The organism is Stenotrophomonas sp. Iso1 (genome assembly GCF_027497995.1).
Classification (GTDB): Bacteria; Pseudomonadota; Gammaproteobacteria; order Xanthomonadales; family Xanthomonadaceae; genus Stenotrophomonas.
Map to the genome: position 1 here is coordinate 1,272,024 of NZ_JAODBT010000001.1, position 16,312 is coordinate 1,288,335.

Consider the following 16,312-nt stretch of genomic DNA (forward strand, 5'->3'; position numbering starts at 1 on the left):
AGGTTGAGGATGCTGCGAAGGCTAGGGCGTAAAGATTGCGTAAATGTGACAGTCCGGCGACTAACTTTTTCCCGCGCCCGGCTCATGCCACTGTATTTGACAGACGGGCTGTTACCGGCAGGTGTCGCGCAGATGGCAGTTGGCGACGCTTAGGCGTCCGCCGTTTTGTCCTTGAAGTGGCACAGATCGCGGATCACGCATTGCGGGCAGTCGGGCTTGCGGGCCTTGCACACATAGCGGCCGTGCAGGATCAACCAGTGATGCGCGTCGAGCAGGAATTCCTCGGGGATGGCCTTGAGCAGGCCATCCTCAACCGCGCGTACATCCTTGCCCGGCGCCAGCCCAGTGCGGTTGCCGACGCGGAAGATATGCGTGTCCACGGCCATCGTTGGCTGGCCGAAGGCGGTGTTGAGCACGACGTTGGCGGTCTTGCGGCCGACACCGGGCAGGGCCTCCAGCGCCGCGCGCTCGGCGGGGACTTCGCCACCGTATTTTTCAACCAGGATTGCGCAGGCGGCGATCACGTTCTTGGCTTTGGCGTTGAACAAGCCAATGGTAGCGATGTAACGCTTCAGTCCTTCTTCGCCCAGGTCAAGGATGGCCTGTGCGGTATTGGCCACTGGGAACAACTTGCGGGTGGCTTTGTTGACGCCTACATCGGTTGCCTGTGCCGACAGCGCGACCGCAACCAGCAGCTCGAACGGAGAGCTGTATTCCAACTCGGTCTTGGGATGCGGGTTGAGCTCACGCAGCCGCGTGAACATCTCGCGCACTTCTTCACGGCTCATGCGCTTGCTGCTGCGCGGCGTCGCCGGCTTTTTCACGGCAGCGACGGCTTTATTTGCACTGTTTTTTTTCACTGCGACTTTCTTTGCCGCAGTTTTCTTGATGGCGGCGGCACTCATGATGACGGCTTCTCCGCGGCGCGCGCCTTGGCGCGGGCGAGGATGGCGGCCGCTGCCGAGGGCAGGGCCGGTTTGCTGTCGGCCACCGGCGGCGGTGCACGGCGTGCTTCGCGTTCGGCAGCGCGCCGCGCCAGCCGTGCATCGCGTGCGCGGTGGCGCTCGCGTGCGGCCCAGGCGGTACGCAGACGTTGTTGAACATCGAGCAACTGTTGCGACTGTTCCGGCAACAGTTCGGTTTCACCCAGCGACTCGGTGTACTCCATCAACCCGGCGCGCACGGCGGCGTCCAGGTCGTCATCAATAACGAACTGCAACAACTGTTGCGGTGAAGCGGAAACGGCGGACATCGGTCGTGGCTCAGCGGTTCTTGAATTCCGGCTTACGGCGTTCGATGAACGCATTGGTGCCTTCACGCATGTCGTCGGTGGAGAACGCCAGACCGAACTGTGCGCTTTCGTATTCCAGGCCTTCTTCAATGCCGCACTCGCCGCCGACGTTGATCGCGTCGAGGATGGCACGCAGTGCCAGCGGCGCGGCGTTGGCCAGTTGGGTGGCGACCTTGAGGGTTTCAGCTTCCAGCTCGGCGGCCGGTACGACGCGGTTGACCAGGCCCAACTGCTGGGCGCGGGTTGCGTCAATCGGTGTACCCAACAAACACAGCTCCAGAGCGGCCGCACGGCCGGCCAGACGCAGCAGACGCTGGGTACCCCCGAAGCCCGGCAGCAGGCCCAGATTGATCTCCGGCTGGCCGACTTTGGCGCTGTCAGCGGCGATGCGCAGGTGGCAGGCCATGGCCAGTTCCATGCCCCCGCCGAGCGCAAAACCATTGACCATGGCGATCACCGGCTTGTTCAGGCGCTCGATCCGGCGCATCAGGCGCTGGCCGATCAGCGAAAAGTCACGCCCCTGAACCGGGGTCAATCCGTTCATTTCGGCAATGTCGGCGCCGGCCACGAAGGCTTTGGGGCCGGCACCGGTCAGTACCACCACCCGCACGTCATCGGATCGGGCGGCGTCGGCAAAGGCTGCATCCAGCGACTCCAAAGTGTGTCGATTCAAGGCGTTGAGCTTTTCCGGGCGCTGCACCGTAAGTGTGCGAATGCCATCACGGGTGCTGATTGAAACCGGTGCCTCGGACATGCAGTGGAACTCCTGAAAAAGTTAAAAAAAAGTGATGCTGGAACTATTGCCCGGCGAACTGTGTCTGAGCTTGCGTCGTCAGTGGCGGACAGCCTTTGTGACGGCTATCCTAACCCGTCGCCTCATGCGGCATGGTTGCCCCTGAGACACCCTTCCTGGAGAACTGTTTGATGAAGTTGCGTTCTATCGCGGTCGCCGTGGCCGCTCTGGCCCTGACCGGCACCGCATTCGCCCAGGACATCTCGTCCGAGAAGGGCAAGCTGAGTTATTACTTTGGCTACGACTACGGCAACAACCTCGCCGAGCTCACCGGTCGTGGCGAACAGTTGGATATTGCTTCGGTGGTGAAGGGCCTGCAGGATGCCTACGCCAAGAAGCAGCCGGCCATCACCGCCGACCAGCTCAAGCCCGCCGTCGAAGCTTTCCAGCGCCGTGAGCAGGGCCGTGCCCAGGCTGCCAAGGCCGAGTACGACAAGGCTGCTGCTGACAACAAAACCCGTAGCGACCAGTTCCTGGCCGCCAACAAGGCCAAGCCGGGCGTGCAGAGCCTCGCCGGTGGTGTGCAGTACCGCGTGATCGAAGCCGGCAGCGGCGCCAAGCCGACTCAGGCCAGCAACGTTGCTCTGGAAGTTGCCGGTCCGTTCCCGTTCGGCCAGCGTCCGGCCGAAGCGCGTCCGGCCCAGTCGATTCCGTCGATCAAGCTCAGCGAAGTCGAAATGGCTGCCATGCGCGAAACCCTGCTGCAGATGCCGGCTGGCGCCAAGTGGGAAGTCACCCTGCCGCCGGACAAGGCCTACGGTGCCGACCCGCGTACCCCGTTCCCGCCGAACGTGGCTGTGCAGTTCGAGATCAAGCTGGTCAGCGTCAAGTAATTCACGCGCGCCAGTTGAGTTGAAGGAAAACGCCGGTGCATGCACCGGCGTTTTTTTGTGCCTCGCTTCCGAATGAAGAGCGCGGGGTGGGGCGCCGTGCCAGGCCAGATTCCGGCGGCGGGTTTCAAGCGCTGGCTCGAAAGCCGGTTCGCCACGGCAGCCACACGGTTGGTTTGCGTGCGCAAAGAATTGCCTCGAATGTTGACGCGTACGCAAGGTGTTTACTGATGGCTGGGTATACTCCGCGCCATCTGCTGGAGGACACCATGGAATACAGGAAGTCGGTGCGTATGCGGTGGGCGGCGGTCGCTTTTGCGGCGTTGGCCTTGATTGCAGGATGCAAACGGAATGAAACCGGACAGCTGCCCGGCGCCACGGGTGAGGCCATCGTGGCCAAGCAGGAAGAGGTCAAAGGCTTTGCCCTGCTGCGCGCCTGGCCAGACCAGCAGCGCGGTGATGGCTTGGCATTGGCCGTCGAATTCTCGCGGCCGCTGGTAGGCACGCAGGATTTCGACAAGCTGCTGCGCTTCGAGGAAAAGGTCGGCACCGATCAAAGCAGTTGGTCACTGTCCGACGACGGCAAAACCCTGCGCTATCCCTATGTGGAGGCGGCCAAGGAATACACGTTGATCATCTCGCCAGACCTGCTTGCCGCTGACGGCAACCGGCTGGGCACTGAGGTGCGGCAGAAGGTATTCACCGGTGAGTTGGATCCTGCGGTGGGCTTTGCCTCGCAGGGCAGCGTGCTGCCGTCCAAGGACAGCCGCGGCTTACCCGTGGTGTCGGTGAACGTACCGGAGGTGGACGTCGAGTTCCTGCGCGTGCGCGAGAAAGACCTGCCCGCGTTCTTCAGCCAGTACCAGCGCGGCGGCCGTCGTGGCAGTTGGGAGCTGGACAGCGAGTACAGCGACCGCACGCCGTTGTCCAAGCTGGCCGAGCCGGTGTACGTGAACCGCTTTGTGCTGGGTGGAAAGCAGAACGAACGTGTGCTGACCTACCTGCCGATCCAGGAAGTGAAGGAACTGCAGCAGCCTGGCCTGTATTTCGCGGTGATGAAGCGTACTGGCAGCTTTGAAGGCGAATTCGACACCGCCTTCTTCACCGTCAGTGACATCGGCCTGCACACGCGCGCCTACAAGGACACGCTGTTCGTGCACACCGCTTCGCTGGCCAATGGCGCGCCTGCGAAGAAGGTGGAGCTGAAGGTCATCGATGGCAAAGGCGAAGTGGTGCTGCGTGGGCAGACCGATGCCAATGGCAACGCACTGCTGAACTACACGCTTGATGCCGCGCATGTGCTGGTGGCGTCCAGTGGCAACGACACCACGATGCTGGCGTTCAACCAGCCGGCTCTGGACCTGAGTGAATTTGCTGTGGCCGGGCGCCAGAACGCCGGTTTCGATGTGTTCGCCTGGTCTGGTCGTGACTTGTACCGCCCGGGCGAAACCGTGCGGGTGTCAGCCGTGCTGCGCGACAACGACGGCAAGAAACTCCCCGGCCCGGCGACGGGCGGGCAGCCGGTCTTCCTGCGGCTCAAGCAGCCCGACGGCAAGACCTTCCGCGAAACGCGGTTGCAGCCGGGCGAACAGGGGTATTTCTCGTTCGAGCAGACTATTCCGGTGGAAGCACCGACCGGCCGTTGGCAGGTGGAATTCCGCACCGATCCGGGCAGCAAGGAGGCCGTGCAGGGCATGACCCTGCGCATCGAGGAGTTCCTGCCCGAACGCATGAAGCTGGACCTGGACAGCGCGCAGAAGACGATCAAGCCGGGCGAGCCGCTCAAGCTGCAGGCGGATGCGGCGTACCTGTACGGCGCGCCAGCAGACGGCAACCGCTTCACTGCGCGCTTGGCGTTGACGGTGGAACAACACCCGGTGGAATCGATGCCAGGTTGGTTCTTCGGTGACCCGACGGTGCAGCTGCCGCGCGAAGCCAATGACGTGATCGATACCAAGTTCCCAGCCGACGGAAAACTGCGTGAGGATGTTGCATTGCCGGCCGACACGGGCAAGGGCACGACGGTGTCGGCGCTGGTGTCCGGCAGCGTGTATGAAACCGGTGGGCGAACCGTCACCCGCACGCTCAAGCGCGTGGTGTGGCCGGCGCAGGCACTGGTGGCCGTACGCCCGTTGTTCAGTGATGCCGACGGTGCCGATGCCAACGCCAACGCGCGTTTTGAGCTGATGCGAGTGGATGCCGAGGGCAAGCCACAGCCGGCCAAGGGATTGAAGATCACCTTGGTACGCGAGCTGCGTGATTACCACTGGACCTACACCGATAACAGCTGGGACTACAACTTCACCCGTCGTTTCGAGAACAAGGACACCCGCACGCTCGACGCTGGCACCAGCTCGGCCAAGTTTGATTTCCCGGTCGAGTGGGGCGAGTACCGAGTGGATGTGTTCGACCCGGGCACCGGGCTGACCACGCGTTATCCGTTCCGCGCTGGTTGGAGCTGGGACGACGACAACCGTGGTCTCGATGCACGCCCGGACAAGGTCAAGGTAGCGCTGGACAAGACGGCTTACCGTGCTGGCGACACGCTCAAGGTGACGGTGACGCCGCCGCATGCCGGCCGTGGCCTGCTGATGGTGGAAAGCGACCGCATGCTCTACGTGCAGGACATCGACGCCAAACCGGGCAGCACGTTTGAAATCCCGGTCACCGCCGATTGGGAGCGGCATGACGTCTATGTCACCGCGCTGGTGTTCCGTGGCGGCAGTGCGCCGAGCAAGATCACCCCGGCACGCGCGGTAGGCGTGGTGCATGTGCCGATGGACCGCAGTGATCGTCGCATCGCGGTGGGGCTGATCGCACCCAAACAGATGCGCCCAGAGCAGCCGATGGCGGTGACGGTCAGCGCACCGGAACTGGCGGGCAAGCAGGCGCATGTCACGGTGTCAGCGGTGGACGTGGGCATCCTCAACATCACCCGTTTCGCGGTGCCGGATGCACCGGCGCACTTCTTCGCCCAGCGCCGTCTGGGAGTGGATGCGTATGACATCTATGGCCGAGTGATCGAGAGCTTCGAAGGTAACAGCGGCAAGCTGAAGTTCGGCGGCGACATGGCATTGGCGGCGCTGCCGCAGGCCAAACGTCCGACCGCGCGGGTGCAGACCGTTGACCTGTTCTCCGGGCCGGTGGCGCTGGATGCCAAGGGCAATGCGCGGGTCAATCTGCAGGTGCCTGACTTCAACGGCACGCTGCGCGTATCGGCGATGGTTTACACCGACGAGCGTTACGGTAACCGCGACGTTGAAACGCTGGTGCGCGCGCCGATCCTGGCCGAGGCCAGCATGCCGCGGGTGATGGCGCCGGGTGACCGCAGCACCGTCACCCTGGACGTTCAGAACTTCACCGGCAAACCGGGTGAGTTCACGGTACGGGTGGACGGCGAAGGCCCGCTGGGTATCGCCGAATCCGCACGCAGGGTGCAGTTGGCCGCCGATGCCAAGAGCACCTTGAGCTTTCCGCTGAGCGCGCAGGAAGGCTACAGCGTGGCCAAGGTGCGGGTGCGGGTAGACGGCAATGGCTTCAAGGTGGACCGCCGGTATGACCTGCCGGTACGTGCGGCGTGGCCGCAGGTGCTGCGTGCACAGACGCGCACGCTGGACCCGTTGGCACCGGTCACGCTGGACAGCGATTTCGCCAGTGGCTTGATGGCCGGCTCGGTCAATGCACGCATGCTGGTCAGTGCCTTGCCGCCGATTCCCTTCGCCTCGGCGCTGCAGGGTGCACTGAACTATCCCTATGGCTGCGCGGAGCAGACCACCAGCAAGGGCTATGCGGCGCTGATGCTGGACCAGGCCACCTCGACCATGCTCGGCGCTGACGGGCTGGATGCCAAGGCACGCAATGAACGCATGGAAGGCGCGTTCGGGCGACTGGCATCGATGCAGGTAGCCAACGGCAACTTCTCGATGTGGGGGGACGACGACTACATCAATCCGGCGCTGACCCCGTACATCGCCGAGTTCCTGCTGGATGCCAAGGATGCCGGCTTCGCTGTGCCGGACAACCTGCTGCAGAAGGCGTTGAATCGCATCAGCGAAGACCTGCTCAGCGGTGGTAACCAGTTCTACGGGCAGGACCGTCGTGATTCGCTGAAGTTCGCCAATCAGGCGTATTCGGGCTACGTGCTGGCGCGGGTCAACCGGGCACCGTTGGGTACGCTGCGCACGTTGTGGGACAACGAACGCAGCAAGGCGGCGACGGGCTTGTCGCTGGTGCATCTGGGCGTGGCGTTGTCGCTGCAGGGCGACAGCAAGCGTGGCCAGGCGGCAATTGCGGCCGGCTTTGCCAAGTCCGCGACGGACCGTCCCGCCTATTTCGGCGATTACGGCAGTCCGCTGCGCGACGATGCATTGATGATTGCGCTGCTGCACGAGCGTGGCCTGGCCAAGCCGGAGTACGACGCACGCGTGGTGAGCCTGGGGCGCGAAATGGATGCGCGTCGCAACAGCGGCTGGCTGTGGTTGAGCACGCAGGAGCAGGTGGCGCTGGCACGTCTGGGCAAGGCGTTGATGGCCAACCAGAAGAAGCTGGTGTCCGGCGAGTTGGCAATCGGTGAGAAGACCGAGACCATCGAGGCACGCAAGGTGTTTGCGCGTGTGTTCGATACGGCACAGCTGGCGCAGGGCGTACGTTTCTCGCCGCAGGGCGAGGCGCCGATGTTCGCCAGCCTGGAAGTGGCGGGTATTCCGCGCCAGGCGCCGGCACCGGACAACACCCACATCGGCATCGAACGCAGCTGGTATGGCACCGATGGCAAGCCGTGGTCGCCGCGCCCGTTGAAGGAGGGCGAGGCGCTGATCGTGCGCCTGAGCATCACGGCCGGTACCTCGATGCCTGATGCATTGGTCACCGACCTGCTGCCCGCCGGCCTGGAGATTGAGAACTTCAATCTGGGCGATGCCAAACAGTGGGCCGACGTGGTCGTGGATGGCGTGGAAATCAGCGACCGCTCACGCGCAGCCGACGTCAAGCATGAAGAGTTCCGTGACGACCGCTACGTGGCGGCATTGAATCTGTCGCGCGGCAACAAGGCACATGTGTTCTACCTGGTGCGCGCGGTAACGCCGGGTACCTACACCGTGCCGCCGCCGTTGGCTGAGGACATGTATCGCCCGGACCTGCGTGGCGTGGGGCGTTCCAATCCGACCACCATCACGGTGGTGCAGCCCTAATCGGCATGCGCGTCTCTGTGCGCTCTCCCTTACGTCGAAGACGTAGGGGAGGGTCGGCGATGCTGCGTAGAAGTGCCATCGGCCGCGAAGCTGACCGTGCTTCGGCAACGCGAATGCACGCATGCGTGCATCGTCGTAGCGGTGACCTCTGCCGAATTTACGACCAAGGTCGCTCCACAACCTCTGCAGATGACGATTGAAGAGCAAGCCCGAGTGAACACGCGCATCCAATGGCTGAGGAATGTTGGCATCCGCCTGCGCGCCGCTTTCACGCTTCGCTACATGCGCTGGGGAGCTGCAGTACTTCTCTCGCTGTTGCTTGTCCTTGATCTGGCTTTCCCGCCGCCACTGCCGAAGTCGCGCGATACCAGCACGTTGGTGGTGGCCAGTGATGGCACGCCGCTGCGCGCCTTCGCCGATGCCGAAGGTGTGTGGCGTTATCCGGCCGATGCCAAAACGGTGTCGCCGTTGTATTTGCAGGCGCTGCTTACCTACGAAGACCGTTGGTTCTGGCGGCATCCGGGCGTCAACCCGTGGGCGTTGCTGCGCGCGGGCAAGCAGTGGCTGCTGGAGCGGCGCATTGTCTCCGGCGGCTCCACGCTCACCATGCAGGTGGCGCGCATCCTTGATCCACACACGCGCACGCCGTGGGGAAAGCTCAAGCAGCTGTTACGTGCGGTGCAATTGGAAGTGCATCTGAGCAAGGGCGAGATTCTGGATCTGTATCTGGAACGCGCGCCCTATGGCGGCACCATCGAAGGCGTGGAAGCGGCCAGCTGGGCGTATCTGGGTAAATCCGCTGCACGTCTGTCGCAGGCGGAAGCGGCATTGCTGGCGGTACTGCCGCAGTCGCCGAGCCGCTTGCGCCCGGATCGTCATCCGGAAGCGGCGCAACGCGCCCGCGACAAAGTGCTGGTACGCATGGCTGAGCTGGGCGTGTGGTCGGCCGATGATGTCGCCGATGCGCGCATTGAACCGGTGGTGGCGCGCTCACTGAAACAGCCGCTGTACGCCGCGCTGCTGGCGCAGCGGTTGCGCAGCCAGCAACCCCGCGTGGCGCATATCCAGACCACCATCGACAGTGGCCTGCAGCGCATGCTGGAAGAGCGCGTTTCTTCATATTTTTCACAACTGCCTGAGCGTACGTCGGCCGCGCTCCTGGTGATGGACAACGCCACGCTGGAAGCGCGCGCCTACGTTGGCTCGGTCGCCTTCGGCGACAAGGCACGGCTGGGCCATGTCGACATGGTGCAGGCATGGCGGTCACCCGGTTCCACCCTCAAGCCGTTTCTGTATGGCATGGCGCTGGATGATGGACTGATTCATTCGGAAAGCCTGTTGATGGATGCGCCGCAGAGCTTCGGTGGCTATCGCCCGGGCAATTTCGACGCGGCGTTCAACGGGCCGGTGGGTGCGGCCAGTGCGCTGCGTTTGTCGTTGAACGTGCCGGTGGTGGATCTGCTGGACCGCGTCGGGCCGTCGCGCTTCACTGCGCGCCTGGCCAATGCCGGCGTCACTTTGAAATTTCCCCACGGTGCGCAACCCAATCTGGCAGTGATCCTCGGCGGCACCGGTGCGCGGCTTGAAGGGCTGGTTGGCGCGTTCGCTTCACTCAACCGTGGCGGTATCGCCGGCCGCGTGCGTTACACGCCGCAGGACCCGCGCATTGAGCGGCGCATGATGTCCGATGGCGCGGCGTGGATCGTGCGGGACATCCTGCAGTCCAATCCACGTCCCGGTTATGGCGTAGGTACGTTCGACACCGGTAGTCGTCCCCGCGTGGCCTGGAAAACCGGCACCAGCTACGGTTACCGCGATGCTTGGGCGATTGGTAGCACGCAGCACTACACGGTGGGTGTGTGGGTGGGGCGGCCGGATGGCACGCCGTTGCCGGGCCAGTACGGCGCGGTGACCGCATTGCCGTTGATGTTCGAGGTGATCGACAGCCTACCGCGACAGGGCGGCGACAACGCTGCACACGCGGTGCCGGCCAGCGTCAGCGAGGTGGATATCTGTTGGCCGCTGGGGATTGCTGCCGAGCAGACACCACCGGGCATGTGCCAGCGTCGGTTCCCGGCGATGGTGCTTGATGGTGTGATACCGCCGACCTTCCCAGAACGCGACGCGCGCCTGTGGCAGGCGGGCAGGGTGCGTTTTCAGGTCGATACAAAGAGCGGTCAGCGGATTTCGGCCAGCTGTGAAGGGCACGAGCAACGCGAAGATCGCGAGATTGCACGGTGGCCGGCGCTGGCTTCACCGTGGCTGTCGGTTGCACAACGGCAGGCGCAGCAGCTGCCCCCGTTGGCGCAGGATTGCCTGGATGATGGGCGGCAGTCCGATGGTGTGCTGCATATCGAAGGACTCAACGACAAAGCGATTCTGGCGCGCCCGCCCGGTGCAACGCACGGGCCGCGACTGCAGCTGCGCGCGCTGGGCAGTGAGGCGTCGATCGAATGGTTGCTGGACGGGCGCTGGATAGCGCAGACGCGTGGAACGCGCGTGTTCACGCGTGACTTTGAGGAAGCCGGCGAACACACACTCACCGCGCTTGCCGAAGACGGCGCATGGACACGCGTTCGCTTCCGGGTGGTGCAGTAGCAGGCGTCAGCCGGTCCCTGTCAGTGCCGGTGCGTAGCAGAGGGTGCGCGCGCGGTGGCGCGGGTGGCGCGTTCAGGCGACGTGGCAACCTGCGCGCAGCAGGCCAGGTGTTTCATTGAACAAGCGCAGGTCGATCAAACACCCGCATAGCGTGTCGAGGATGTCGAACGTGGCTTCATCCTCGATCGCAAAATCCGCGAAGGCTGCTTACCGGATGTTTCCCGGAACAGTCGCCAGCAATGCCTGTTCTTCCTGCCGCAACGTCAAGACCCGCACCCCGTCTTCGGTCACTTCCACCGTGTGCTCGCATTGCGCGGACAGCTTTCCATCGCGGGTGGTCACCGTCCAGCCGTCGTCGCTGCTGTCGATGGCCGCGCGGCCCTGATTGATCATCGGTTCGATGGTGAACGTCATGCCCGCCTGCAGCACCAGGCCTGCACCTCGCCGGCCGTAGTGCAACACCTGGGGGTCTTCGTGCATCTCGCGACCGATGCCGTGCCCACAGTATTCCTTGACCACGGAGTAGCCGCAGTCTTTTGCGTGGCGCTGGATGGCGAAACCGATGTCGCCGAGCGTTGCTCCCGGCCGTACCGTCGCGATGCCTTTCCACATGGCGTCGCGGGTGCTGTTCACCAGACGCCTGGCTTGATGGCTGACCTCGCCGATCAGGTACATCTTGCTGGAGTCGGCGATGTAGCCGTTCTTCTCCAGGGTGATGTCCAGGTTGACGATGCTGCCATTGCGCAGGATGTCCGACGCGGACGGCACGCCGTGGCAGACGACGTTGTCGATGGAGCTGTTGAGCACATATGCGAACCCGTATTGTCCCTTGCTGGCAGGGCGGGCCTTCAGCTCATGCACGATGAAGCGCTCGACCCAGTCGTTGACCTGCAGCGTGGTCATGCCTTCCAGGGACAGTTGATCCAGCGCCTCGAACACCAGGGCGAGCAAGCGACCAGATTCGGCCATGAATGCCAGTTCGTGCGGCTGTTTGATCATGATTCGGCGGCCGTCAATGCTGCCGGGCGCACGCCTGCAGCGGTGAGTTCGCGGACAACGATCTCGTGGAAGCTAAGTTGCGGATTCAGCTCGCACAGCATGCCGATCTTGATCCAGAAGCCGGCCTGGGCATTGATGGAGCGGCCAGAAACCGAGCTGGCCTTGCGGATGTTGTCGTGCAGCTCGTCGTCGATGTTTACGATGCCCATGGCTGGCCCAGATCATTGAATATACGAATCATATATCAATCGTATATTCGTCGTTGGGGGCAGGCGCTCAGGCGGGAAGTTTCCGCAACCGCTGACAACCTCAGGCGGCCCCGCCGCCTGCATGCAGCAGACCCAGGAATTCATCGAACAGACGCGGGTCGATCAAGCGCCCGCGCTGCTTGTCGAGGATGTCGAGTGTGAGGTCGCTCGACATCGGCTCGCGGTAGGGACGCAGCGAGGTCATCGCGTCGTAGCCGTCGACGATGGTGAGGATGCGTGACTCCATCGGGATCTCTTCACCCTGCAGACCATGCGGATACCCACTGCCATCCCAGGCTTCGTGATGATGGCGGATCAGCGTGGCCACCTGCTGCGCGTCCTCCCGGCCGGTGGCGCTGAACAAGGCCGCGCCGCGATCCGGGTGGGTGCGCATGATCGAGCGTTTGTCCTCATCCAGCTTTCCCGGATACAGCAGCACGTCATCGCGGATGCCGATTTTGCCGACGTCGTGAAAGCGCGCGGCAAGCACCAGATGGCCCAGGCGCGCGTCCGACAAACCACAGTGCTGGCCCATCGCGTGGGCCAACTGCGAAACGCGGTCGCAGTGGTGGTCGGTGTAGCTGTCGCGCTGGTCGAGTGCGGCGGCCAATACCGTGATGGCGCACGAGTCGTCCTGGGGAGGAATGGACAGCCCTGCGTGTACGGAGATGGATGACATGAAATGCAAAGCCTTGAAGAGGCTGGCCGATGATAGGCGAGGGCGCGCATTCTCGGCGTGCCCTCGTCTTCACGCAAACCTGCCCGGAATTCCCGTTCAGGAACTCACGGGTGCAAGGTGGTCAGGAGCGCGCGCGCTGCATTGAAACGGTCCGCGCTTTCCGGCAACGGATGCTTGATGCGCAGCTTGTCCGGGCCGTCCATCTGGTAAAGCTTGGGCTGCTTCTGGATCAACTGGATCACCGCCATCGGGTCGATGTTGGGTTTGCTCTCGAACACGATGCGGCCCCCGTTCTCGCCCAGCTCCAATTTGCGGATGCCCAGCTCGTTGGCCTGCAGCTTGAGTTCGGCGATGGCGAACAGGTGCTTCACCGGGTCCGGCAACAGGCCGAAGCGGTCGATCATTTCCACCTGCAACTCACGCAGCGCGATGTTGTCGCGGGCGCTGGAAATGCGCTTGTACAACGTCAGTCGCGTGTGCACATCAGGCAGGTAGTCGTTCGGAATCAACGCCGGCACATGCAGTTCGACTTCGGCACCGCGTGCTTCTTCGCCTGCATCCAGATCCGGCAGCCTGCCAGCCTTGATCGAACGTACCGCGCGTTCCAGCAACTCGGTGTACAGGCTGAAACCGACCTCGGCCATCTGGCCGCTTTGATCTTCGCCCAGCAGTTCGCCTGCACCACGGATTTCCAGATCATGCGTGGCCAGGGTGAAGCCGGCGCCCAGCTCGTCCATCGAAGCGATGGCCTCCAGACGTTTGTGCGCATCGGCGCTGATCGAGCGCTTGTCCGGCGGCACCACGAGGTAGGCGTAGGCACGATGGTGCGAACGACCCACGCGGCCACGCAGCTGATGCAACTGGGCCAGGCCGAACTTGTCGGCGCGGTTGATGATGATGGTGTTGGCGTTGGGAATGTCGATGCCGGATTCGATGATCGTACTGGCCAGCAGCACGTTGAAACGCTGCTTCTGGAAATCCAGCATCACCTTTTCCAGTTCACGCTCGGGCATCTGCCCGTGTGCCACGCCGATGCGTGCCTCGGGCACCAACTCGGACAGCTCGCGCTGCATGCGGCCCATGCTTTCCACATCGTTGTGCAGGAAGTACAGCTGACCACCGCGCGACAACTCGCGCTGGAACGCTTCCCGCAACTGCGCGTTGTCCCAGGCGGTGATGAAGGTTTTGACCGCCAGCCGGTTCGGTGGCGGTGTAGCGATGATCGACAGATCGCGCAGCCCGGCCATGGCCATGTTGAGCGTGCGGGGAATGGGCGTGGCGGTGAGCGTAAGCAGGTGCACATTGGCACGCATCGCTTTCAACGCTTCCTTCTGGCGCACGCCGAAACGTTGTTCTTCATCGACGATGACCAGGCCCAGATCTCGGAACTTCACGTCTGGCTGCAACAAGCGGTGCGTGCCGATGATCACGTCGATGGTGCCTTCGGCCACTTTTTCCAGTTCGGCCTTGATTTCCTTGGTGCTCTTGAAGCGCGACAGCACTTCCACCCTGAGCGGGTAATCGGCGAAACGGTCACGGAAGTTGCGGTAATGCTGTTCGGCCAACAGCGTGGTCGGTACCAGCACGGCCACCTGCTTGCCGCCGCTGGCAGCGGCGAAGGCTGCACGCACGGCGACTTCAGTTTTGCCGAAGCCAACGTCGCCGCAGACCACGCGGTCCATCGGCTGGCTGGATTGCAGGTCACGCAATGTTGCTTCGATGGCGGCCAACTGGTCGGTGGTCTCCTCGAACGGGAAACCCGCCGCAAAGGGTTCGTACATGGAGCGGTCGATATCCAGTGCCAGACCGGCGCGGGCCTGACGGCGCGCCTGGATTTCCAGCAACTCGGCCGCAACGTCGCGCACCTTTTCAGCGGCTTTGCGCTTGGCCTTGGTCCACTGCTCGCCACCCAGCGAATGCAACGGTGCAGTTTCAGGCGACGCGCCGGAGTAACGGCTGATCAGGTGGAGCTGCGCGACCGGCACATACAGGCGATCGCCCTTGGCGTATTCGATCTCAAGGAATTCGCCGGGCATGCCGCCGACGTCCATCGCGATCAGGCCACGGTAGCGGCCAACGCCGTGATCTTCGTGGACGATGGGCGCGCCTTCGGTCAGCTCGCCCAGGTCACGGATGATGGCTTCCGGCTCGCGCCCGGCCCGGCGCGTGCGCCGCGCGTGGCCGGCACGCTCAGGGAACAACTGGCGCTCGGTCAGCACCGCCATTGGCGGCTGGGTGATGGCAAAACCATCATCCAGCGGCGCAACGGTGATGGCGAATTTCTCGGCGGCATCTGCCAGGAAAGCCGGCAGGCCGGACACCACCGGTGGACGCAATTCGGCAGCCTGCAGTACTTCCAGCAGTGCCTCGCGACGGCCCGGTGAATCGGCCGCGATCAGCACCCGACCTGGGTAATGCTCCAGGAAGGATTTCAGTGCTTGCCCGGCAGGCGCGTCTTTGGCTGCGACCGGCAACGGTGGCAGCGGCTGGTCGCCCAGCGGCTGCGCTTCGTCGATGCGCGGATGATCGGCCGGCCACACTTCCACGCGCGGCTGCTTGTTGAACTGCTCGCGCAGGCTGTCCGGCGATTGGTAGATCTCATCGGGCGGCAACAGCGGCCGCTCGATGTCGTGGCGGCGTTGTTCGTAGCGGCTCGTGGTCTGCTGCCAGAACGCATCGGACGCCTCGCCCACACCGGTGCCCACCACGGTGAGGAAACCTTCAGGCAGGTAGTCGAACAGCGTGGCAGTTCGGTCGAAAAACAGCGGCAGGAAGTACTCGATGCCCGAAGGCAGTACACCGGCTTTCAGGTCCTGATAGAGCGGGCTGCGGCGCGTGTCCACATCAAACCGTTCGCGCAGCGTGGTCAATACCTTGGCCAGGCTGACCTCATCCGCCGGCACTTCGCGGCCCGGCAGCATCTTCACCGCCGACACTTTGTCCAGCGAACGCTGCGATTCGGGGTCGAACGCGCGGATGGAGTCGATATCCTCATCCAGCAACTCGATGCGCAATGGCGCGTCGGCGCCCATTGGGTAGACGTCGAGCAGGCCACCGCGCACGGCGAAGTCACCCGGGTCCAACACCTGCGCCACATTGCGGTAGCCGGCGCTTTCCAACCGCCGCTTCTCCGCGTCCATGTCCAGGCGCTGGCCGACCTTCAGATCGAAGCTGCCACCGACGATGTAACTCAGCGGCGCCAACCGCTGCAGCAGCGTTTGCACCGGCACCACCACGATGCCGCGCGTCAGCGTGGGCAGGTGGTGCAGGGCAGCCAGACGCTGCGAAATGATGTCCGGGTGCGGGCTGAATTGGTCGTAGGGCAGTGTTTCCCAATCCGGGAACGGCACCACCGGCAGCGCATTAGTGCTGGTGCCCAGCAGTGTCTGCAGATCGGCGACGGTCTGGTGCGCGCTCTGGTTATCGCGCGTGACCAACAACAGCGGCTTGCCGTGTGCCTGCGCGGCTTGCGCCACATGCCAGGCCAGCGCAGTCGTGGAAGCCGGGGCGCGCCACCAGGCGCGGAGCTGGCCCGAACGGGGCAGCGGCGGAGAGGGGTATTGGTTGGCAGACATGAGCCGCGAATTTTACCAGATGTGGCTTTTCGGGCAGGGCTGGGGGAGACGCGAGCGGACAGGAGTGAGGCGTGAGAGACGACAAGAGCAAGGGCGGGCCGCGTCCTTTC

Annotated in this window: 10 protein-coding genes; 3 read left to right on the top strand and 7 right to left on the bottom strand. The window is 63.7% G+C overall.

Annotated features, from left to right (window positions below):
• Nucleotides 1-149: 149 nt before the first annotated feature.
• The 3 genes from nth to PAN08_RS05490 all read right to left on the bottom strand — a co-directional run bounded on the left by nth (nucleotide 150) and on the right by PAN08_RS05490 (nucleotide 2,045).
• Entirely contained in the window at nucleotides 150-788 is a 639-nt protein-coding gene (gene nth, locus PAN08_RS05480) for an endonuclease III (protein ID WP_269790472.1), read from the bottom strand.
• 113 nt (nucleotides 789-901) lie between these two features.
• On the bottom strand, nucleotides 902-1,252 hold the full coding sequence (locus PAN08_RS05485) for a hypothetical protein (protein ID WP_269790473.1): 351 nt from the start codon (nucleotides 1,250-1,252) through the stop codon (nucleotides 902-904).
• A gap of 10 nt (nucleotides 1,253-1,262) precedes the next feature.
• Nucleotides 1,263-2,045, bottom strand: a complete 783-nt coding sequence (locus tag PAN08_RS05490) for an enoyl-CoA hydratase-related protein (RefSeq protein WP_269790474.1) — start codon at nucleotides 2,043-2,045, stop codon at nucleotides 1,263-1,265.
• Nucleotides 2,046-2,215: 170 nt separating this feature from the next.
• Between PAN08_RS05490 and PAN08_RS05495 the strand changes: the two genes are divergently transcribed.
• The 3 genes from PAN08_RS05495 to pbpC all read left to right on the top strand — a co-directional run bounded on the left by PAN08_RS05495 (nucleotide 2,216) and on the right by pbpC (nucleotide 10,701).
• Nucleotides 2,216-2,917 carry an FKBP-type peptidyl-prolyl cis-trans isomerase gene (locus PAN08_RS05495; protein ID WP_269790475.1) on the top strand — a complete coding sequence of 234 codons (702 nt, stop codon included), beginning with the start codon at nucleotides 2,216-2,218 and terminating at the stop codon, nucleotides 2,915-2,917.
• Nucleotides 2,918-3,207: 290 nt separating this feature from the next.
• Nucleotides 3,208-8,103 carry an alpha-2-macroglobulin gene (locus PAN08_RS05500; protein ID WP_269791178.1) on the top strand — a complete coding sequence of 1,632 codons (4,896 nt, stop codon included), beginning with the start codon at nucleotides 3,208-3,210 and terminating at the stop codon, nucleotides 8,101-8,103.
• A 225-nt stretch (nucleotides 8,104-8,328) separates the two neighbouring features.
• Nucleotides 8,329-10,701, top strand: a complete 2,373-nt coding sequence (gene pbpC, locus PAN08_RS05505; protein WP_332840096.1) for a penicillin-binding protein 1C — start codon at nucleotides 8,329-8,331, stop codon at nucleotides 10,699-10,701.
• A gap of 207 nt (nucleotides 10,702-10,908) precedes the next feature.
• On the opposite strand, the gene map is transcribed toward pbpC, so the two are convergent.
• The 4 genes from map to mfd all read right to left on the bottom strand — a co-directional run bounded on the left by map (nucleotide 10,909) and on the right by mfd (nucleotide 16,202).
• Nucleotides 10,909-11,700: a type I methionyl aminopeptidase gene (gene map, locus PAN08_RS05510; RefSeq protein WP_269790476.1), complete on the bottom strand. Its 792-nt coding sequence runs from the start codon at nucleotides 11,698-11,700 to the stop codon at nucleotides 10,909-10,911.
• Nucleotides 11,697-11,909, bottom strand: a complete 213-nt coding sequence (locus PAN08_RS05515; RefSeq protein ID WP_269790477.1) for a ParD-like family protein — start codon at nucleotides 11,907-11,909, stop codon at nucleotides 11,697-11,699. Before PAN08_RS05515 ends, map begins: the two co-directional genes overlap by 4 nt.
• Nucleotides 11,910-12,009: 100 nt before the next feature.
• On the bottom strand, nucleotides 12,010-12,627 hold the full coding sequence (locus PAN08_RS05520; protein WP_269790478.1) for an HD domain-containing phosphohydrolase: 618 nt from the start codon (nucleotides 12,625-12,627) through the stop codon (nucleotides 12,010-12,012).
• 104 nt (nucleotides 12,628-12,731) lie between these two features.
• On the bottom strand, nucleotides 12,732-16,202 hold the full coding sequence (mfd, locus tag PAN08_RS05525; protein ID WP_269790479.1) for a transcription-repair coupling factor: 3,471 nt from the start codon (nucleotides 16,200-16,202) through the stop codon (nucleotides 12,732-12,734).
• Nucleotides 16,203-16,312 lie beyond the last annotated feature (110 nt).